The 21,567-nt window shown below is 46.3% G+C and carries 19 protein-coding genes; 11 read left to right on the top strand and 8 right to left on the bottom strand.

Annotated features, from left to right (window positions below; all coding sequences use genetic code 11):
- Positions 1-99 precede the first annotated feature (99 nt).
- A complete protein-coding gene (locus DI392_RS15855) occupies positions 100-1,545 on the bottom strand; it encodes a sucrose-specific PTS transporter subunit IIBC (protein ID WP_109320661.1) in 1,446 nt (481 codons plus the stop codon).
- 267 nt (positions 1,546-1,812) lie between these two features.
- Between DI392_RS15855 and DI392_RS15850 the strand changes: the two genes are divergently transcribed.
- Positions 1,813-2,802, top strand: a complete 990-nt coding sequence (locus tag DI392_RS15850) for a LacI family DNA-binding transcriptional regulator (protein ID WP_109320660.1) — start codon at positions 1,813-1,815, stop codon at positions 2,800-2,802.
- A gap of 212 nt (positions 2,803-3,014) precedes the next feature.
- Positions 3,015-3,878: a glutathione-dependent disulfide-bond oxidoreductase gene (yghU, locus tag DI392_RS15845; RefSeq protein WP_109320659.1), complete on the top strand. Its 864-nt coding sequence runs from the start codon at positions 3,015-3,017 to the stop codon at positions 3,876-3,878.
- Positions 3,879-3,954: 76 nt separating this feature from the next.
- Here the strand turns inward: yghU and DI392_RS15840 are convergent, their stop codons facing one another.
- From DI392_RS15840 to DI392_RS15820, 5 genes are all read right to left on the bottom strand, one after another.
- Complete coding sequence (locus DI392_RS15840; protein WP_109320658.1) at positions 3,955-5,391, bottom strand: aspartate kinase; 1,437 nt, start codon at positions 5,389-5,391, stop codon at positions 3,955-3,957.
- A gap of 182 nt (positions 5,392-5,573) precedes the next feature.
- Complete coding sequence (locus DI392_RS15835) at positions 5,574-5,966, bottom strand: ectoine synthase (RefSeq protein WP_109320657.1); 393 nt, start codon at positions 5,964-5,966, stop codon at positions 5,574-5,576.
- A gap of 15 nt (positions 5,967-5,981) precedes the next feature.
- Positions 5,982-7,247 carry a diaminobutyrate--2-oxoglutarate transaminase gene (gene ectB, locus DI392_RS15830; RefSeq protein WP_109320656.1) on the bottom strand — a complete coding sequence of 422 codons (1,266 nt, stop codon included), beginning with the start codon at positions 7,245-7,247 and terminating at the stop codon, positions 5,982-5,984.
- 96 nt (positions 7,248-7,343) lie between these two features.
- A complete protein-coding gene (gene ectA / locus DI392_RS15825) occupies positions 7,344-7,886 on the bottom strand; it encodes a diaminobutyrate acetyltransferase (RefSeq protein WP_109320655.1) in 543 nt (180 codons plus the stop codon).
- Positions 7,887-8,234: 348 nt separating this feature from the next.
- Positions 8,235-9,131, bottom strand: a complete 897-nt coding sequence (locus DI392_RS15820; protein WP_109320654.1) for a LysR family transcriptional regulator — start codon at positions 9,129-9,131, stop codon at positions 8,235-8,237.
- A gap of 139 nt (positions 9,132-9,270) precedes the next feature.
- On the opposite strand from DI392_RS15820, the gene DI392_RS15815 reads away from it, so the two are divergent.
- The 9 genes from DI392_RS15815 (at position 9,271) to phnR (ending at position 19,382) form a co-directional block, all read left to right on the top strand.
- A complete protein-coding gene (locus DI392_RS15815) occupies positions 9,271-9,633 on the top strand; it encodes a MaoP family protein (protein ID WP_109320653.1) in 363 nt (120 codons plus the stop codon).
- Between the two features lie 3 nt (positions 9,634-9,636).
- On the top strand, positions 9,637-10,677 hold the full coding sequence (gene gshB / locus DI392_RS15810; protein ID WP_109320652.1) for a glutathione synthase: 1,041 nt from the start codon (positions 9,637-9,639) through the stop codon (positions 10,675-10,677).
- Positions 10,634-12,670: a flavohemoglobin expression-modulating QEGLA motif protein gene (locus DI392_RS15805; protein ID WP_109320651.1), complete on the top strand. Its 2,037-nt coding sequence runs from the start codon at positions 10,634-10,636 to the stop codon at positions 12,668-12,670. Before gshB ends, DI392_RS15805 begins: the two co-directional genes overlap by 44 nt.
- Positions 12,671-12,773: 103 nt before the next feature.
- The gene (locus DI392_RS15800; RefSeq protein ID WP_109320650.1) at positions 12,774-13,721 is read left to right on the top strand and encodes an NAD(P)-dependent oxidoreductase; all 948 of its coding nucleotides are present in this window, start codon (positions 12,774-12,776) and stop codon (positions 13,719-13,721) included.
- Between the two features lie 178 nt (positions 13,722-13,899).
- The gene (gene nirB, locus DI392_RS15795) at positions 13,900-16,467 is read left to right on the top strand and encodes a nitrite reductase large subunit NirB (RefSeq protein WP_109320649.1); all 2,568 of its coding nucleotides are present in this window, start codon (positions 13,900-13,902) and stop codon (positions 16,465-16,467) included.
- On the top strand, positions 16,464-16,790 hold the full coding sequence (gene nirD / locus DI392_RS15790) for a nitrite reductase small subunit NirD (RefSeq protein WP_109320648.1): 327 nt from the start codon (positions 16,464-16,466) through the stop codon (positions 16,788-16,790). Before nirB ends, nirD begins: the two co-directional genes overlap by 4 nt.
- 115 nt (positions 16,791-16,905) lie before the next feature.
- Positions 16,906-17,724, top strand: coding sequence for a nitrite transporter NirC (nirC, locus tag DI392_RS15785; protein ID WP_109320647.1), 819 nt, complete (start codon positions 16,906-16,908; stop codon positions 17,722-17,724).
- A gap of 28 nt (positions 17,725-17,752) precedes the next feature.
- A complete protein-coding gene (gene cobA / locus DI392_RS15780; RefSeq protein WP_109320646.1) occupies positions 17,753-18,538 on the top strand; it encodes a uroporphyrinogen-III C-methyltransferase in 786 nt (261 codons plus the stop codon).
- Positions 18,539-18,680: 142 nt separating this feature from the next.
- Positions 18,681-19,382 carry a phosphonate utilization transcriptional regulator PhnR gene (gene phnR, locus DI392_RS15775; RefSeq protein WP_109320645.1) on the top strand — a complete coding sequence of 234 codons (702 nt, stop codon included), beginning with the start codon at positions 18,681-18,683 and terminating at the stop codon, positions 19,380-19,382.
- A gap of 35 nt (positions 19,383-19,417) precedes the next feature.
- Here phnR and DI392_RS15770 read toward each other — a convergent pair whose 3' ends face one another.
- Both DI392_RS15770 and DI392_RS15765 read right to left on the bottom strand, forming a co-directional pair.
- The gene (locus DI392_RS15770) at positions 19,418-20,260 is read right to left on the bottom strand and encodes a hypothetical protein (protein ID WP_109320644.1); all 843 of its coding nucleotides are present in this window, start codon (positions 20,258-20,260) and stop codon (positions 19,418-19,420) included.
- The gene (locus DI392_RS15765; protein WP_109320643.1) at positions 20,250-21,479 is read right to left on the bottom strand and encodes a hypothetical protein; all 1,230 of its coding nucleotides are present in this window, start codon (positions 21,477-21,479) and stop codon (positions 20,250-20,252) included. Before DI392_RS15765 ends, DI392_RS15770 begins: the two co-directional genes overlap by 11 nt.
- Between the last annotated feature and the right edge of the window lie 88 nt (positions 21,480-21,567).

Raw genomic sequence — 21,567 nt, 5'->3', positions numbered from 1 at the left:
CCGGAGCTTTTTATTGGTATCAAAAAAAGCCTGCGTATATTACGCAGGCTTGGATTTAGACACAATGATGGTGTCAAAGGGATATCACACAGAGCAATATCATGCTGCTGCCTGTTTAGCTGTGCCCTCCTTTGCTTTCTGACGAGCTCCAAGAACCAGAGTCAGGCCAAATGAAACAGCAAAGGACACAATCATACCAATTACATAAACGCTGATGCTGTCAGGACGGATAGAGATAATACCCGGCAGACCTGCTGCACCCAGAGCCTGAGCTTTTACGTTGAACATAGTCAGGAACGCGCTTGAGATAGCCGCCGCGCAGATAGCTGCGATGAACGGGTAGCGTAGTTTCAGGTTCACACCGAACATGGCTGGTTCAGTAATACCCAGTAGCGCAGTGATACCAGATGGTAGTGCAACACCTTTAGTTTTCACATCCTTAGTTGTCATACCAACAGCCAGAGCCGCTGCGCCCTGAGCGATGTTAGACATAGCTGCGATAGGGAAGATGAAGGTACCGCCAGTGACTGCGATATCTGCCAGCAGTTGAGTCTCGATAGCGATGAAGCTGTGGTGCATACCAGTGATAACGAATGGCGCGTAGATAAAGCCAAACAGAGCACCACCAACAAAACCAGCAGAATCGTACAGCCAGTTCAGACCATCACCCAGCAGGAAGCCGATATCACGAGTTGCAGGGCCAACCAGAGTAAAGGTTAGGAAACCGGTGATAAAGATAGCCAACATTGGTGTCAGCAGGTTGTCCAGTACAGACGGGATAACGCTGCGCAGGCCATTTTCCACTTTAGCCAGAATAAAGGCACACACCAGTACCGGTAGAACTGAACCCTGATAACCCACTTTCTGGATTTCAAAGCCGAACACGTTCCACGTAGGGATAGTACCGGCAACACTGGCTCCACCGAAGCCCCAGCCATTCAGCAGGTCAGGGTGAACCATCAGCATACCCAGTGCCGCACCCAGGAATGGGTTACCGCCAAACTTCTTCGATGCAGAGAAAGCAAGCAGAACCGGCAGGTAAACAAAAGGAGCGTTAGCGAAAGTGTTAATCATACTTGCCAGGTCGGCCATGCCAGGGTTGGCATCAATCAGAGACATGCCGTCGATGAACAGGCCTTTAGCCGTCAGCACGTTAAACAGACCCATCAACAGACCGCCAGCCACGATAGCCGGAATGATCGGTACGAAAATATCTGACAGGCCTTTTACTGCGCGTTGAACGACGTTCTGTTTCTGAGCACCGGCTGCCGCAACATCACGGGTAGACATTTCAGCCATTCCGGTCAGTGCTGCCACTTCAGCGTAAACTTTGTTGACGATGCCTGAACCAAAGATAATTTGATACTGACCAGCAACCTTAAACTGGCCTTTAACACCGTCAAGGTTTTCGATCGCGTCTTCCTGAATAAGAGACTCATCTTTTACGGAAAGACGAAGGCGGGTGGCACAGTGTGCCAGAGCTTCCAGGTTGGCCTTGCCACCAATCAGCTCTAAAAGTTCTTTTGCTACTGTAGGGTAGTTCATAACTTTACTTACTCCAGTTATTTCTCTGTTTAAAGTATCGCCCATTTCATTGCTGTTTTTGTATCAAAATGGACTTTCGGGAACGTTTGCAGAACTAGTTTTTGCGAAAGCGGCGTGTGAGTCAAAGCGTATCCAGTGGAAGTGTGATTACGATCCTTATTTCTTTTGAGATCTCTATTGGAGTGTGATCAATATCTACTATCTTTTGTGGGGAATAATTGTCAAAATTGCAATCCATTGCAAAAACAATAATAAGGTAAAAAATACATGGCGAGTCTACATGATGTGGCTAAGCTGGCTGGCGTTTCTAAGTCAACGGTATCTCGTGCAATCAATGATGAGTATGGTGTAAAAGAAAGTACCAAAATCAAAGTAAGAAAAGCCATCGAAGAATGCGGTTATGTGGTCAACCAGGTTGCAAAAGACCTGAAGTCGCAGAAAACTAATTTGATAGGGGTTATCGTTCCCCGAGTGTCGTCAAGTGCGGTATCACAAGGTGTAGACGGGCTTAGCCGGATATTTGATCAGGCAAATAAGCATGTATTGTTGGCGAATAGTCAGCAGAGCAATGAGAAAGAAATTGAGTTTATTCAGCTATTTAACCAGAAGCGGGTTGAAGGCATTATCCTGTATGCGACTCATTTAGATCAGGATCTGGTTAAAGTGATTAAGCAGTCCCAGGCTCCCGTCGTTCTGGTGGGGCAGGATGGCTCCTTCTTTGATATTCCTAGTGTGATTCACGACGATAACCGGGTCGGTTTTGCTGCTGGCCAACGATTGGTCGATGCCGGGGCGACGAACATTGGTTTTATCGGGGTTCAGAGTGAAGATATCGCGGTTGACTCCATGCGTTTTCTGGGGTTGGCTCAGGCATTACAGTTCGCCGGATTGGGAGATCCTCTGTTTCATAGCCGCGGTACATTCTTTATTGAGTCTGGTTATGAGCAAATGCGTCAGTTGCTGGTGGATTATCCACAAGTAAATGGGGTATTTTGTGCGACAGATAGAATTGCTGTCGGTGCTATTAAAGCGATTCTGGAAGCGGGTAAAGAACCTGGTAAAGATATTAAAGTGTTGGGTGTCGGTAATGATGAACTGGGCTTTATTTCCCGGCCATCGCTGTCAACATTCAATTATGCCTTTGATTCTGCTGGAGAAACATCAGCAGATGTATTGTTGGATCTTGTCGAGGGTAAGCAACAACACACCAGTAAAGTTGTGCTGAGTTTCCAGGCTGTAGAGCGGGAAACGTGTTAATTCCTAGCCGGTTAACTTATTAATGAGAACGTTCCCGGTTTTGTCTGTACCTGCCTACCATTATTTTCACTTTTATACCGGTGTTGATGCATATTCGGCTGATGTTTCTAACGAAATGAAGCCGAAGGGTTTTTAACTATCGATTTTGTCCTACTATCTACTAGTGTAGGGCGTGCCCTATGTGAACACTCAGAGACCGATAAGGATGCAGCATGACAAACAAATATATCCCACCCAAAACCTGGACAATGGATGATGAAAATGGCGGGCAATGGGCGAGTATCAACAGACCTGATTCCGGAGCCCGGCATGAGAAAACGCTCCCTGTAGGTAAGCATCCGATTCAGTTGTATTCGATGGGGACACCTAACGGACAAAAAGTCACGATTATGCTGGAAGAACTGCTGGCTTTGGGTGTGAAAGAAGCCGAGTACGATGCGTTCCTGATCAGAATCGGTGATGGAGACCAGTTTGGTTCGGGGTTTGTTGAGGTGAATCCAAATTCCAAAATTCCGGCGATGGTGGATCGCTCCGGTGATGAACCTGTTAATGTGTTCGAATCCGGTAATATTCTTTTTTATCTGGCAGAAAAATTTGGTCATTTTTTACCAAAAGACGTTTCTGACCGGGCCAAGGTGATGAACTGGTTATTTTGGTTGCAAGGCTCTGCTCCATTCCTTGGAGGTGGATTTGGTCACTTTTTCGCGTATGCACCGGAAAAATTTGAGTATCCAATCAACCGCTTTACGATGGAAGTAAAGCGTCAGTTAGATGTATTGGATAAGCAGTTAGCAAAGCATACCTTTATCGCCGGAGAAGAATACAGTATTGCTGATATCGCGGTGTGGCCCTGGTACGGTAATCTGGCTCTGGGGAATTCTTACAGCCAGGCTGATGAATTTCTGGATGTTAAGAGTTATCAACATGTGCAGCGTTGGGCCAGCATGGTTTCGGAACGTTCTGCCGTGCAGCGCGGACGAATTGTCAATAAGCCGATGGGTGAGGAATGGGAAGCGATTGCTGAGCGTCATAGTGCAGCAGATATTGATGTAGCGCTTAACAAGCGTCCGGAATAGTCTGTTAATGCAATATATGCTTTAAAACAAATAGCCGGCTTAATTAAGCCGGCTATTTTATTTCAGGGGAGGAGGGTTAATTTACCATTTTCAACTGTGGTTGCTTCTTCGTAGCAGGCACGCCGGAATCAATGAATTCATCATGTAAGGCCTGAATCGCCTGATGATACAACTCATCTTCAACCACAAACTGAACGTTCACATTACGCATAGAAGAGTGTGCCGCAATCGGTGAAATATCATCATCCATCAATGCCAGCATGCCCTTAGATAAAGCCGTGTTGGTATTGATAGATGCACCGATGACGGAAACCAGTGCGACCATTTTGCCTTTGATGGACGCATTCGGATAACGTTTTTCAACTCTATACAGTGCCTTGTTCAGGCTTTTTTCACCACCTTTCAGGTAATAAGTGATTGAGTTAGCGTTCATCTCTTTACCGATCAGATTAACATGTTCATCGGCAATGACTTCCATAATCTCATAGCTGACATTATCTACCCGGCCAACCATAGCCTGATCAAAGACATGCAGAGCAAACACCTTGTCTTTACCTGCGATGATCTCGATTTTCTCTTTTTCCGGCTGGAACTGCTGTGAAATCAGGGTTCCTTTATGATCCGGTTCAAAGGTGTTTTTGATGCATAGTTCGATATCGTTCTGGCGTAGTCCTGCCGCTGCGTTTGGGTGAATTGCTTCCATACCCAGGTTGGCAAGCTGGTCTGCGACATCGAAGTTGGTTGTGCCCATAGGACGTACTTTGTCGGTACCTACAATACGAGGGTCAGCCGTACTTAGATGATATTCTTTGTGAATGATCGCCTGGTCCGCTTTGGTCAGACAAGCAATACGGCTGAATGTCATTTCGCTGTAGCCACGGTCATAGGTTTTCATCAGGCCTTCATCGCAATAAGCGTAGCCGGTGACAATCGGCAGCTCTTTCTCAACATTAATCGTTTCGAAGGCATTCAGAATAACGTTATCCAGTGAACCGGACGCTTTATCTGACCAGCCAGACAGGTCAACAAATTTGGCGTTGATCCCTAATGTCTTCAGCTTAAGTGCCGTATTATACGCACTGTGTGCCTCACCGATTGAAGACAGGAATTCCCGTATTTGCGGCAGATAGTGGCGCAGGGAAAACTGACCGTATCGGCAGGTTTCCATAATATTATTGATGCAGTTTATCGCTTCACTGATCCGTGAACGGACAAAGTTATCTGCCCGCAGACGGGTAATTGGATCCGCAAACAGATTTTCATTAATCAGTAGCAAGCGATGTTGCAGCGCTTCTGTTGCTTCTTTCCACTTCTCGTCACGTTTGGCGACGTATTTGTAAATACCCGGTTTGCCGGAGCGTTTGCATTCAAGCAATGCATCGGTAATACCACCATAAGCCGATACTACAAATACCCGGTTATATGGGTTAGCAGGACGAAGCATTATATTGTCTAAAACGGCATCAAACTCCGTCATTGATGTACCGCCGATCTTCTCTACGGTATAAGTCATGATATCCTTCTCTCGTTCTGTTTTTGTCCCCGTAACGGCTTATATATGGCGTTCAAAACCATTAGATATACACAGCCTCTCATGTGCCGATTTTTGCTCATGAGTATGATTTCTATGGGGAATATTAGTGTTAAAAACAGGGGCGTAGCTACGCCCCTTTCCTCAGTTGTACTTCGGTGGGATTAGTCAACCAGAGGGTAAACGCCGTTCTCGTCGTGAACTTCAGCGCCTGTTATCGGTGGGTTAAATACACATGCCATTACCATTTCCTTATCTTTATAAGCGCGAAGGTAGTGTTCATCGTGTTTATCCAGAATATACAGTGTACCCGGTTTGATCGGATAGGTTTCGCCACCGACCACTTCGATCTCACCTTCACCACTCATACAGTACACAGATTCAAGATGGTTCTGATAATGAATATGTGTTTCTGTATCTTCATAAATCGTTGTAATATGGAAAGAAAATCCCATGTTGTCATCTTTCAGAAGCATACGAACACTTTCCCATGTTCCGGTTTCTGCAACAACACGGCGTTCGCTGTCTCTACACTCTTCCAGAGTTCTTACTATCATTGTTAATTCCTTACCTTAAGATGCTTTTTTCAGAGTTTTCTCGGCAATTTTTTCCGCTGCCTTATCAAAAATAGACAGGCCTTTTTCCAGCTCGGATTCGCTGATGGTCAGCGGACAGAAGAACTTAACGACTTCATCATCCGGACCTGCGGTTTCGATGATCATGCCGTTATCAAAACAGGCGGCAGATATCGCAGAGGCGATGTCTCCGCTCTTACATTCAATGCCAGACATCATTCCACGACCTTTACCTTTCACAAACAGTGACGGGTAACGTTTCAGTGAACGTTGGATAACGGTATTGATCTGCTGAGAACGTGCAGCAATATGCTGTTCAAAGTCAGGTGTTGACCAGTAAGTCTCAATCGCTTTGGCCGCTGTCACAAAGGCATGGTTGTTACCACGGAATGTACCGTTGTGCTCGCCCGGCTTCCAGACATCCAGTTCTGGTTTCAGCAGAACGACAGCCATCGGCAGGCCGTAGCCACCAATTGATTTTGACAGCGTTACGATGTCTGGCTTAATGCCTGATGGTTCAAAGCTGAAGAACGTACCCGTACGACCACAGCCAGCCTGAATGTCATCGACAATGACCAGAATGTCGTGCTGTTGACAGATTTTGCTTAGCTTCTGTAGCCACTGATTAGACGCGGCATTCAGACCACCTTCACCCTGAACGACTTCCAGTAGTACTGCGGCTGGCTTATCCAGACCGCCAGAGTTATCGTTTAGCATGGTTTCAAACAGAGCCAGACCATCGATATCGGCATAACCTTCGTATGGGATACGGCTGATTCCCGCAAGAGGCATACCTGCACCACCACGGTGATGCTGGTTACCGGTTGCTGCCAGTGCGCCATTGCTACAGCCGTGGAAACCGTTGGTAAAGGCTACAATGTTGGTGCGGCCCGTCACTTTACGAGCCAGCTTCATTGCGGCTTCGACGGCGTTAGTACCGGTTGGGCCGGTAAACTGAACCTTGTAATTAAGCTCTCTTGGTTCAAGAATATGTTTATTCAGTACTGTTAAGAAATTCGCTTTCGCATCAGAGTGCATGTCCAGGCCATGAGTAATACCATCCATCTCTATGTACTCAAGCAGTGCTTGTTTAAACACTGGGTTATTGTGTCCATAGTTCAGAGAGCCTGCACCTGCCAGGAAGTCGAGGTAACGAGCGCCTTCTTCTGTTTCCAGCCAGCATCCTTTTGCTTTGTTAAATACGACCGGGAAGTTATTTGAATAAGAGCGAACTTTCGATTCCTGCTTCTTGAAGATATCCATGTTGGGACCGTTGCTATTCCTATTTAGTGAATGAATGTAGTTATCCGTACCAGCCCATTATCGGGTGACTGGTATGGATATTAAGTTTTTGTTTAATTAGCGATTTTTAGATAATGGGATGTGATACAGATATTCAGTATCGTGTTTTCCCTGAAAGTGTTCATCTTCGTCCAGAAACGTCGTAACAGAACCGTTACTGCCTTGTGACTTGTCCAGTTTCTTAAACAGACTCCATGAACCCTTGTTATCTTTTGTAATCGTGGTTTCAACTGCTTCAACCTGCTGCAGGTTGTCACGCATCAGAAGTTCTTTCAGCATATGAAAAGCCAGCCCTTTCCCCCGGTATTGCGGAGAAACGGCGACCTGCCATACGAACAGGTGTGCGTTATTATCCGGCTTCAGATAACCGGAAATAAACCCGGCAACGTTACCGTCATGCAGCGCCAACACACAGGTCTTGTTGAAATGTGATGACTGTAAAAAGTTACAGTACGATGAGTTCACGTCCAGAGGAGGACAGCTCGCAATTAGCTGGTGGATACTATCCCCATCTTTGATGTTCGGAACGCGAAAAACCCATTGATCTTTTTCCTGCTTTAAAATTTCCGGGTACGCTACCCAAGGTGCTGTAGTAATCATTGTTGGCCACATAATCCATTAGAGGTCTAATTAAATTTGCCTTTATTATGGTAGGGTGATGCAGGGAAATATCAACCCCTATTTATTTTTTTATCGGTTTTTTGGATATAAAGTGTTGATATTAGTGGTTTTATTCATTAAAAATAATTTCCTGTCTAAACTTTAGAGTTCAAATAAAAATGCAATATAAATGAAACACAGAGGCATTAAAGTGTGAGGTTGAAACCAAGAGTGAGGCGGGAAGTGAAGCCTGTTTTCGCTGATAAAAACAGGCGGAAAAAGCAAAAAGGAGAGAGGTATTTGGAGTGTCAGCGGGGTTACTCAGAGCAAGGGTGGCAATGCGCTGTATTAATAATCGGTAATGACCATTTCTCCTGCTTGTTGCAGGCTGTAGGCCGTCAATGGATTAATATCCATAACCAGTTGTTCCACTTGTCTGATTGCATTAATGCTGGAACTGTTTTTACGGTAGCTCAGATAAATAGGGCGATGCCATTCATCTATCCCTTCCACTTTATGCAACTGACCTGATGCGAGAAACGGTTCTACCATCGAAACGGGTAAATAGGCTGCTCCCCCTTTCTCCAGAATAAAATCCAGCGCAATCCGTCCGGTTGAGGTACGCAGAAAAGGAGCCGGAATCGAAGGGTGGCGTTCGGCGTGCTCAGATGAGAAACGGGTGCCCCAGTCGACATAGATATATTTATGCCGGAAAGCGTCTTCTGCAGAGCAGGGCGTTGTTGAAACCAGTGTTAATACCAGATCGGCGATTTCCCTGCATTTCAGTTCTTCAGATTTTAGCGGGTCGAGTATGAATGCTAAATCGAGGGTTCTTTCAACCAGATGACGGTTCAGTTGCTCTCTGGTCAGTGCTTCAGCAATAAAACCATAGCCGTTAAAAGCATCGGTGACCACGCTGAGGCAGTTTTGCAGGTAGGCGTCCCAAATATTCGGAGTCCCGCCAATAGTCAATTGGAGGGCTTTGCCATTTTCCAGTGACAGGTCAAATTTAGCCTGCTCCAGAGAGGTGACCATCACCTCGGCATAGCTGATAAGGCGTTCACCAGAGGAGGTCAGTTTTATTGCATTTCGATCCCGGATAAACAGGGTGGTATCGAAGTAAGTTTCTAACTGTTTGATCCTGGCGCTGACGGCGGCTTGAGTAATATACAGGTTCTCTGCTGCACGTCCGAAATGCCGTTCTCTGACGACTTCCAGAAAGGTTCGAAAAACTTTTACATCCATAGTGATTATCTCAACATTTTCTGGTTGAAGATTAACAATAATTCCTTGTTGTGACGATAAAAAAGTTTTGATTTTCTTTTTTGAAAATAAAGCCTACTTTTCGCCTTAATTCAATAGTGACAATAGATGTGAGGTCAACATGGCTGAGATAGAGATCCGCATGGGCGAAAAGCGTTTTTACGATAACAAAGCCTTTCCTCGGGGGTTTGCTAAATCGGGCAACTTTACTATTCTGGAAGAAGAGCTGCTGATTTATTACGGCGATACACTGGCTGGGTTAGAGGCCGGAATTCTGGAGGCAGAGAGTAAGGAAGAGAAGCATTTTCTGAAGGTCTTGGAAGACCATGGCAAAGCACAGACTAAGCTTGAAAAAGCATGGCTGAAATACATTAAGTATGCGCGTGGCAGAAAACAATTTCATACTCTGAATAGTAAAAAATCAACAACCAGCCAGAGTCTGGTTGAACTAGAAGACGAACCCAATACGCTTTACGAGGATTAAGTATTGCATATCTGCTTTATTATGTACCCGTGGGAGAAAGTGACTCCTGATACGGATACAACATTAAGACTGGTGCATGAATGTGCAGCCCGGGGTCATACGGTTGCGATAACCACCACCAGTGGACTGACTATCCGTGACAGTATCGTATATGGGTTTTGTCAGGTGATTAAGAAAGGCCAAAAAATCTCGGATAATATTCCGCGATTTTATCGGCAGGCGGAGTTCCAGAAAAGACGGCTGCCGATGGCTGGGTTTGATGTGATATTCATGCGTGCAAACCCACCTCTGGATAACCTGGCCCTGAATTTTCTGGATTCGATTAAAAACGACACCCTGATAGTGAATGATATTGAAGGGTTACGTATGGCCAATAACAAACTCTATACCGCCAGTATGGAGGGCGTGGCCAGTGAGTATATTCCGGCGACTCATGTGTCTAAAAACCGGGATTACTTACAAAGGGTATTGGAAGAAAGTAGCAGTGAGAAAATGATCCTCAAGCCTCTGAACGGGTTTGGCGGTCATGGTGTCATTGTGATTGAAAAGAGCGCACGACAAAACTTTCGCTCACTGCTGGATTTCTACATTGGTACCGGTGATCAGAGTAACTATGTCATCCTCCAGGATTACATTGAAGGTGCCGAAGAGGGTGATAAACGAATTCTGATGCTGAATGGTGAGCCTATTGGTGCGATGAAACGCGTTCCTGCTAAGGATGAATTTCGTTCTAACGTGCATGCCGGCGGGACTGTTGTGAGGCATTCTATCACTAAGGAAGAACGGCGTCTTTGTGTCGCTATCGGCCCGAAACTGGTTCGGGACGGGCTGTATTTCACCGGGCTGGACGTGATAGGTAATAAGCTGGTAGAGGTTAATGTTCTGAGTCCGGGCGGGATTATGCGTATTAATAAACTGAACCGGGTACGCCTTCAGCGTCACGTTGTTGATTTTGTTGAAAATATTGTCACTTCTAAGGACTTTGTCCTACAAAGGAAAAATGCCTTCAGAAGAGCTGTGGAAGACGCCAATATTGAACACTAATCCGAGTTACTCTCTAGAAGAGATGATTCAGTTGATAGAGCAGGAAAAGCCGTTTACCGGATGGCTTTCCGGCTCTGGTTGCCTGGTTAAAATTGAAGAATATTTACCCGTTGTTTGTACCGCCATTCATGCTGGTCACGGTATGCGTTCTGAGCTGGAAAAACAGTGCCAGTTATCAGAACAAGAGCGTCTTTTCGAAGAAGATCCCTTCACTGATGAGATGATCGCTTCTCAGCCTATTACGTTATACGGGCTCGACTCCCGGTTTGAGTATGATCTCAACCGACCTAAGAGTCTCAGTACGTATTACAAATCGGCATGGAGCAAGAAAGTCTGGTCCAGACCACTATCTGACTCACAGCGGCAAAAGAGCCACAGCAAACATGAGTTGTTTTATCTGCTGTATGAGGCTTTGATCGGAAAGCTGGAGTCTAAATTCGGACTGGTGATTGTGTTCGATTTGCATTCCTATAATCATCACCGGATCACCAAGCCTAGCCCGGTATTTAATATAGGCAGCACACAGATTGATATGGAGCGCTGGGAACCAGTAGTAAAAAAATTCACTAGCGAGCTCAGGCAGATAGGGTTGCCTAACCTGACATGCAGTGCGGAAGTCGATGCGGTTTTTGAGGGGCGGGGATACCTTATTGCCCATACCAACGCTCATTTTGACCGAACTCTGGTGTTACCTACGGAAGTAAAGAAAATCTTTATGGATGAAGACAGCGGAGAAGTGTATCCGCTGGTTCTGGAGGCGCTTCAGATAGGGTTAAAGCAGGCTATCAGTAATACCAGTGCCTATTTTCAGCGTCGCTTTAACCTGAAAACCCGGGTTAAAAAAGCTGATATGCTGAGTTCACAGATAGAGCCTGCGGTTTTGTCGGTGGACAAGGCTTTGTATCGCCTGGCGCAAAAGATAGAAACGCTGAAGTATGTGAACCCGACCAATCTGGTGAAAGAAAGGACTCGTTTTTTTGCTTCTCCGGGCCGGTATAAACCGAATTACCGTTATCGTCAGTTGCCGATCAATGCCAATGATTTTAAGCATCAGTTGTATAAGTTGCCGATCGAAAATATCGCAGATCCGGAGATGCGGCTGCTGTACAGCGATATGGTCAATCAGATGAGTGAAAAAATCGATCTGCTGACCAGTGTCGGACAGGAAGCATTTCTATTTAACTCGCTGAAATATCATGGGCGGCCTGACAGTATCGCGGTAAAAAACGCCCAGTTTTTGTTGTATGCCAAAACGCTGCAGGAAGAGACCGGAGACGTGTTCACTTCCGCTGATGCAAGAGCAAGAATGGTGGAGGCTGCAAAAGAATGGGGAATGAAATGCCGTATTCAGGAAACCAGTTCTCTGGCAGCAAGAGCAATGGTGTCATCCGTGCCACCGACACTGTACCTGAATAACACCGCTCAGTTTTCCGCCGCGGAAACCAACCGGCTTATTCAGCATGAGCTGGGTGTGCATATGGCGACGACCCTGAACGCAAAAATGCAGCCGCTGAAGATCTTCCGGCTGGGCCTGCCGGGTTCGACCTTTACTCAGGAAGGGATGGCCATCCTGGCCGAATATCAGGCAGGGTATATGTCGCACGAGCGTCTGAGGACGCTTGCTGTCAGGGTATTGGCGGTTAACTCCATGCTTAAAGAACAGGACTTTTATCAGACCTATTCTTATCTGGCGGATGAGCTGGGGTTAGACAAGGACATGGCATTCACCACCACCACCCGGGTGTACCGGGGTGGTGGATTTACCAAAGATCACCTGTATCTGGCCGGATTTATTGAGATGTTACATCAGGCGCAGCAGCGCTCTCTGGACAACCTGCTGATAGGAAAGTGCAGCTGGAAATACCATGACCTGATAGATGAGCTGGTAGAACGAAAATGGTTGCAGTCACCACATTACCGGTTTGATGTGTCGGATAACAGCACCGAACCGGTTCTGATGTACCTGATAGATTCTCTGCAGCCGGCAGCCTGATCGGAATACGGCAGTCAGGCACGGGACAGATCCTGATACAGTACCAGTCTGTCATGTTATAGTAGCCGGAAGATTTTGCTTACCCACAACACAGGACAGTGATATGCAATATTTTCCGGTTTTTTTGCGCCTTTCAGACAGGCAGGTATTAGTGGTTGGCGGGGGGGATGTCGCCTGCCGGAAAGTGGATCTTCTGCTACGTGCGAACGCTAATATCACTGTGATTTCTAAAGAGCTTCACCCCCACCTTGCCGGGTATGTCGATGCCGAACGTATCCGCTATATCCATAAGCATTATGAACAGAGTGATCTGGACGGGTTTGATCAAATCTGGGCGACAACGGATCAGAGGGACGTGAATCACCAGATTTATACCGATGCCACGGCCCGCGGCTTGTGGGTGAATACTGTCGACGATCCGCAATACTGCCATTTTATTACCCCTTCAATGGTGGATCGCAGTCCGATCCAGGTTGCGATTTCCAGCGGAGGAGCCTCTCCGGTGCTGGTACGGTATATTCGGGAAAATCTGGAAACGATATTGCCGCAGAATTTATCGTTGCTGGCTGAATTTTCGGGAAAACAACGTAACCGGATTAAACAATATTATTCTACGGTTGATGAACGACGTAAATTTTGGGAGCGATTTTTCCGATCACCGGAACTGGAAAATATAACTTGTGAATCAGAACTGGAAAATATATTTCAAAATCACCTGAAAAATAATAATTCAGAAGAACAATCTATTATTTATATTCAGGTAGGTAAGGATCCAGAATTATTGACAATAAAAGCCTTGCGGCTGATGCAGCAGTCAGAATTTATTTTATACGGCGATGACTGTGCTGATATTTTTGTGGATCTTTGCCGCCGGGACGCAGACAGAGAAAAAACGGCGGATAAGCTGCTATGGAGCCGGGCAGGGGCACTGGCTAAATCCGGACAGAGAGTGGTGATTTTATCGACTAAAGCGCTGGATGAACACGGGATAAAAGTGCCGGATGCTATCTCTTCCGGGATAATTTTTTTATCGGCACAGGACGCCTGTTAGCTAAGTTATAACTAACTGATAAATTTAATGATTTATATCTGTTTTTATTATTTTAACCTCAAAATATATCCCCTACCCCTTTAGAGGTGTTTTTGGGCGAAATTGACTTAAATCAATATTATGATCGATTTCTTCACTAAAACTGCTCCCAGTTACGTATCCGGGAGCAGGACATTTTATGTGCGGAAAAATGAAGCTTGTCGTCATAGGCAATGGCATGGTTGGCCATCGCTATATAGAAGACCTTGTTGAAAAAGCAGATACCTCAAAATTTGAAATTACCGTTTTTTGTGAAGAACCACGAGTGGCATACGATCGAGTGCACTTATCTTCGTATTTTTCTCACCATACTTCTGACGAATTATCATTAGTTAAATCTGGCTTCTACGAAAATAACGGTATTAATATTTTAGTTGGTGAAAAAGCGATTAATATTAATCGGGAAAAACAGATTGTTTTTTCTAATAGCGGACGAGAAGTATCGTACGACAAATTAATATTAGCGACAGGCTCATATCCATGGGTTCCGCCAATTAAAGGGTCTGAAAATAAAGACTGTTTTGTTTACCGTACGATTGAAGATCTGAAAGCCATTGAAACCACTGCCAAGAAAAGTAAAAGCGGTGTGGTTGTTGGTGGCGGCTTGCTGGGGCTGGAGGCGGCCGGTGCCCTCAAGGCGCTGGGCGTGGAAACCCATGTGATTGAATTTGCGCCTGTGCTGATGGCTGAACAGCTGGATCAGCAGGGTGGCATGCAACTGCGTAAGAAAATCGAAAGCATGGGTGTGCAGGTCCATACCAGCAAGAACACACAAGAAATTGTCGCTGGTGGCGACAATGCCCGTAATACCATGCAGTTTGCTGACGGAAGCAAGCTGGAAGTGGACTTTATCGTGTTCTCTACCGGTATCCGTCCACAGGATAAACTGGCCCGCCAGATGGAGCTGGACATTGCTCCCCGCGGCGGTATTGCCATCAATGACAGCTGTCAGACCTCGGATGAAAACATTTACGCTATTGGTGAATGTGCGTCATGGAACAGTCAGTTCTTCGGTCTGGTAGCCCCCGGTTACAAGATGGCGACAGTCGCCGTTGATCACCTGCTGGGTCATGACAGCCGGTTTGAAGGGGCTGACATGAGTGCCAAGCTGAAACTGCTGGGTGTGAAAGTGGGCAGTATCGGTGATGCCAATGGACGGACTCCGGGCTGTAAGAGCTACGTTTATCTGAATGAAGACGACGAAACTTACAAGCGCCTGATTGTTTCTGAAGATGGTAAGAAACTGCTTGGCGCAGTGCTGGTCGGAGATACCTCTGATTACGGCGATCTGCTCCAGCTGAAACTGAACGATATTGAACTGCCGGAAAATCCGGACTCACTGATCCTGCCAGCTCATGCCGGTGCAGAAAAACCGACTCTGGGAGCCGATGCTCTGCCTGAATCTGCTGTGATTTGTTCATGCTTTGACGTGACTAAGGGCAAGATTGCTCAGGCGGTAGCGGACGGGCATCACACCATCGGAGAGATTAAAGCAGCGACGGGGGCTGGTACCGGTTGTGGCGGTTGTGTGCCACTGGTGACCTCGGTGCTGAATGCTGAACTGGAAAAAGCCGGTGTTGAAGTGTGTAACGATATCTGTGAGCACTTCGCCTATTCGCGTCAGGAGCTGTTCCACCTGATCCGCATCGAAGGCATTCAGAGCTTTGACGAAATGCTCCAGAAACACGGTAAGGGCTATGGCTGCGAAACCTGTAAGCCGGCTATCGGTTCGATTCTGGCATCTTGCTGGGGGGATCATATCCTCAAACCTCAGCATGTCGGTCTCCACGATACCAACGATAACTTCCTGGGCAATATGCAGAAAGACGGTACTTATTCGGTGATTCCGCGAATGGCCGGTGGTGAAGTGACTCCTCAGGCTCTGGGCACACTGGCGGCCGTGGCAGAGGAATATAACCTGTATACCAAGGTAACCGGTGCTCAGCGTATTGGCCTGTTCGGAGTACAGAAAGATGACCTGCCGACGATCTGGGAAAAACTGATCGCCGCGGGATTTGAAACCGGGCAGGCATACGCTAAAGCACTGCGTATGGCGAAAACCTGTGTCGGCAGCACCTGGTGTCGTTACGGCGTTCAGGACAGCCTGGGCCTTGGTGTGATGATCGAGAACCGTTATAAAGGCATCCGTACGCCTCACAAGATGAAGTTTGGTGTTTCCGGATGTACCCGTGAATGTGCCGAAGCGCAGGGTAAAGATCTGGGTATTATCGCCACCGATGCAGGCTGGAACATGTATGTCTGCGGTAACGGTGGTATGAAGCCTCGTCATGCGGATCTGTTGGCATCGGATCTGGATGAGAAAACCCTGCTGCGATATATCGACCGTTTCATGATGTTCTACATTCGTACCGCAGACAAACTGCAACGTACTTCTGTCTGGCTGGATAATCTGGAAGGCGGTATCGATTACCTGAAAGAGGTCATTATTAACGACAAGCTGGGGATCAATGATCAGCTTGAGGACGATGTCGCCAGCCTGATTGAAAATTACCGTTGTGAGTGGAAAGACACCGTTGAAGACAGCGCTCAGTACCAGCGTTTTGCCCACTTCATCAACAGTGATCTCCGTGATGACAATGTGGTGTTCGTACCACAACGTGAGCAGCACAGACCGGCTACGTTTACTGAAAAACACCCGGAGATGAAAGGCGATATCCTACACGTACAACTGGAGAGTGAATCATGAGTCAGTGGCAGAAAATTTGTGATGTGAAAGACATTGTTCCGGGTACAGGTGTGTGTGCATTGGTCAACGGCGAGCAGGTCGCCTTGTTCCGCCCTTATGCGGATGAGCGGGTGTTTGCTATCCACAATATGGATCCATTTGCAAAATCTAATGTCCTGTCGCGTGGGATTATCTGTGAACATAAGGGCGAGCTATGGGTTGCCAGCCCGCTGAAAAAGCAGCGTTTCAGTCTGAATGACGGGCGCTGTCTTGAGGACGAGCGTTTTAGCGTTGCTTCTTATGACGCTCGTGTAACAGACGGTGTGGTAGAGATGCCGGTTTAAGCTCTTATGTTTTAAAACTTGTGGTTTAAACACTGACAGTTAAGAGATCCATAGCGGCTTGTGTTGCAAGCAGGCATGAGCCGCTATCAGTGTCTTAACTTATGAGGAAATTAAAATGTTTACGGATACTATTCAAAAGTGCGGTGATACCGCAGCACGGATTAAGCGTCTAGAAAAAGATAACCCGCTGGGCTTCTGGATCAGCTCTGCTATGGCTGGTGCCTATGTCGGTCTGGGTATTATTCTGATCTTTACCTTTGGTAACCTTGTTGATCCTTCTATTCGTCCAATTGTGATGGGGTCTACCTTTGGTATTGCGCTGACACTGGTGATCATTGCTGGTTCTGAGCTGTATACCGGTCACACCATGTTTTTATCACTGGGTGCAAAAACCGGGCAGATCAGCTGGGCTGACAATCTGAGAATTTTGCCAAAGACCTGGCTGGGCAACCTGATCGGTTCCGTCGCTGTTGCGGCACTGTTTATGTACGCCGGTGGTGGTAAACTGCTTCCGGATGCGACCAGCCTGGTACATAAAGTGGCACTGGCGAAAAGCACGGCACCCGCGACAGTTCTGTTTTTTAAAGGTATTCTATGTAACTGGCTGGTTTGTCTGGCTATCTGGATGTGCCAACGTACCGAAGGCAGCGCTCGTTTTATTGCTATCTGGTGGTGTCTGCTGGCGTTTATCGGTAGTGGTTATGAACACTCGATTGCCAACATGACTATCTTCGCTCTGTCCTGGTTTGGTGAAAGTGCTCAGGGTTACTCTCTGGCAGGTATCGGCCATAACCTGCTATGGGTGTCTTTGGGTAACGCGGTGTCAGGTGTTGTCTTTATGGGATTAGGCTACTGGTATGCAACACCGAAAGATGAGCGTCCGGTTGTGGTAGCTGAAGCGGGCCGTAATACACTGGCAACCAGCAAAGCATAAGGTACCAGTAATACTATAAGGAAAAAGTATGACGAATACTTCTGAACACTCGGTAATGGGTACAGTAGAGAAACGAACAAAAGGGCTCGTATCACTTGTCGGGGCAGGACCGGGCGACCCGGAACTGCTGACAATGAAAGCGTACCGGTTACTGAAACAGGCAGAAGTCGTCGTCTATGACCGTCTCGTCTCCCCGGAGATTATGGCACTGGTCAATCAGCAGGCTGAGCAGATCTATGTAGGTAAAAAACTGGATTATCATAGCGTGCCTCAGGACCAGATTAATCGAATCCTGGCTGAGCATGCCCTGAAGGGGAAGCATGTGGTGCGCCTGAAAGGGGGCGATCCGTTTATCTTCGGCCGTGGCGGTGAAGAGATCGAATGTCTGGCTGAGCAACATATTCGGTTTGAAATTGTTCCGGGGATCACGGCCGCTGCCGGTGCGACGGCTTACGCCGGGATCCCGCTGACTCACAGAGATTATTCTCAGGGAGTACAGTTTATTACCGGACACATCAAACAGGATGGTGATTATCTGTCCTGGTCGTCTCTGGCGCAGACCAATCACACCCTGGTGTTTTATATGGGGTTGAAGCAGAGCGGCCATATCAGTGAGCAACTGTTGTTAAACGGTTTGGAGGGCAGCACTCCCTGCGCGATTATTGAGAGAGGGACAACCGCTAAGCAGAAAGTATTTCTGACCACACTGACGGCATTACCGCAAGCGGCAAAACAGGCGGAAAGTCCGGCTCTTATCGTTGTGGGAAGTGTGGCAAAGCTGCATGAAAAGCTGAACTGGTTTGCGGCTGAATAAACCTATTCTTTTACCCAACTTATCAGAATACGCCACCTTCGGGTGGCATTTTTGTTACTTATCCGGAGTGTCCTAAAGTTATTTTAATCATCAGCTTCATCGTGCTATCTTTTCTATGAGAAATGCAGAAAGGACTACGCGGGTGCAATACGTCAAAATTAAAGAAGCTTTGCTGGAGCAGATTGATACCGGAATGTTGTCACCCGGGCAAAAATTACCATCAGAGAGAAAGTTAGCCGAAACGTTTGATACGACCAGGGTTACTCTGCGTGAAGCGCTTTCGTTACTTGAATCTGAAGGAAGGATTTACCGGGAAGATCGCCGTGGCTGGTTTATTTCACCACCACCGGTCTGTTATAACCCGGCACTGGCACTGACCTTTGAGGATATCGCCATTGCGGCTAACCGTAAGTTTGGTACTGAGCTGGTATCGGCCAAAACGATACTGGCGACAAAGCAGGCATCGGAACTGTTAGCCTTACCGCCTTTCAGCGATGTTCACCGCTTAGAGCGGGTGCGCTATCTGGATGATCGTCCTGTTGTGTATATGACCCATTTTATCAAGTCCGATCCTTTCCCCAACCTGCTGGACTTTGACCTGGCTGTATCTCTTACGAATGTTTATCACGATCATTTTGACACGCGTTATGGCAACACTCGTTACTGCATCAACATTACCTCACTGGTGGGAGATATGGCTCATGCTCTGAGAGCCACATCCGGCAGCCCGGCGATGCTGGTGAAAAAATTCAATTATGATCAGCATGGAACTCTGATTGACTGCTGTCTGGAATACTGGCGACATGATGCTATCTGTATTGAGTCAGAGGTTGAATTTTCCTGAGGGAGCCGGAAAACATGCCAGTACGGCAAAATCGCTTAACGGCCAAATAATGTCAATAACTGGGATAAATCGCCAGTGTAGATGCGTTCTCCATTCTCCATTTTTTGTTCCAACTTAAAATTAAGTCTATCGCATAACGAGGCACCATCTTTGGTGTAAGCAAGTGCAATAAGGCCTTGAACACGCTCGACCAACTCATGTTGCCGCTCGAGTTGGTCAGTTAAATGCGTAAATAATTTGAACATGAGTGACTTTTTACGCCACTCTGGTTTGAGGACAACGCTGGGGACATATAAATATACGGGGCCAGCGTACGTATCAGATACACCTCGAATATCTTCTTCCGCGAGTTTACCTTGGCGTAACAGTTCATATTCATGGGCATTCAACTTTATAAAGCCCACTTGTCCTATTAACTCTCCGGCTAAAATCGCACCACTAAACAGGTTTATGTTTTTGCTGCGCAACCTGCACCAGTGAGCAACTTCATTATCATTGGCGTGGTAATTGGCAATCCCGCTATCTGATAGCAGCACGGATGATATGACAATATCTTTGATCTGCCAGCCATGTTGTAAAAGCTGCGGATAACTCATACAAGTGATGTTTTTGGATGTGGCGATGCTTGCCTTGGCTTGTGTAAACCAGTCAGGTTCATTTAGCTTCTTGGCCACCACATAGTACCAATTAAACCACTCCAGCCATTCAAGGGTAGTGAAATTTGTTTTCATTAAAAGCGTGCTCATGCGCTGCGCTTTAAAAGTGTCAGGGTCACTTAATAGGTTTACCAAGGCCTCTTTTACATCGTCGGGGTACTGGCACTGATGTATGTTGGCCTGTGTATCGAAGAAATGAGTTAATTTGGATTCAAGAGCCATGGTGTCTCTTACGCCGTTTAATGATGCTGACAATGAGTAATACAAGAGCCCAGGTACTAACCCCTGAACCCAAAATAGAGTAAATTTCTGACATTGAAAACCATTTATGGTCTAGCAGTCGCTGGTACATTGTAAACAGATACGGCGCAATTTCGAACACAAATAAAATCAGTGCTATAAAAAATAAAATTTTATCTTCGTTACCCTGTCGTATTGCCTGACGAATATTGATCTTATGTTCTAAAAATTGTTGATTTTTATCATAAGTAACAAAGTGTTTTTCAATACCAAAGCTGTTGTCCAGTTTGTTGGCTAGGTTTTGTGCTGTAATGTAGCGGAATACGCGAATATCCCAAAATGGCATTGTGGTGGAAAACTCAGAGGTGAGCTGGTCCATGGTGGACATTTCAAGCAAGCGGCTGTCGCTGATTGCTTCGATGGTTTTCGTATTGGTTCTTAATACGGCCGCTTCCTTAAACGCCAGGATTTCCAAAACAAACAAGAAAACACTATCTGATGCCAGCGTTGCAACCTGATGATCACCTGGTCGGCGGTCAACTCTGAGTACACTTTTCTTACCTGCATAGATATCGCTGCTATTATATTGTGCAATGTTTAAAGAAGTCTGCTCAGCAACCTCGGGAGAGATAATCTGTGCATCCATATTTTCTGAGTTGTAGGTTTCACTGGCAAGGTAACTGGGCAGGATATCGGTGGGGATAGGCTGGCGTGTGGACAAGCATGTTTTGGCCGCTGATGATAATAATTGAATTCCAAATCGGTTTAGTAAATATTCATTCAGACCACAGCACTGCTGTTGACCCGTTTTCAGTATTAAGTTATCTGCCGATACCCGATCCAATAGTTGAGATACCATAAAGTGCTTATCATGCAGAACTAACATGACTACCGCTAACTGAGTGTTACTATCGACGGTAGCGATGATATCTATGGTTTCATACAAACCATCTCCGGTGCAGCACTCGAGTTCATCAAAACAAGCTAATTTTTGACTTCCTAAACTGTAACGTTGTAAAGATTGGTGTAAATGGCTGGAGATTTCACTTTCTATCCGCCGGGACATTTCTTGAATTAATTCGTCTCCCCCCTCCTTTGAATATGACTCTTTTTCTAGCTGATTTTTTAGTTTTTTATTAGCTACGTAGGCAGGAATAACGATATAAACATTACCATTAAATTGTTCTGTTACTACAGTCATTATGCAACTCGATCTGATAAGGGCTAATCAGAATAATAGCTTTCACGCATTGATGCAATAACACCTATGTTCAACAGCAGCCATAAAC

The sequence above is a fragment of the Vibrio albus genome (assembly GCF_003144035.1).
Classification (GTDB): Bacteria; Pseudomonadota; Gammaproteobacteria; order Enterobacterales; family Vibrionaceae; genus Vibrio; species Vibrio albus.
Note: the sequence above shows the minus strand (reverse complement) of the source record. Positions and strands in the feature narration are given on the sequence as shown.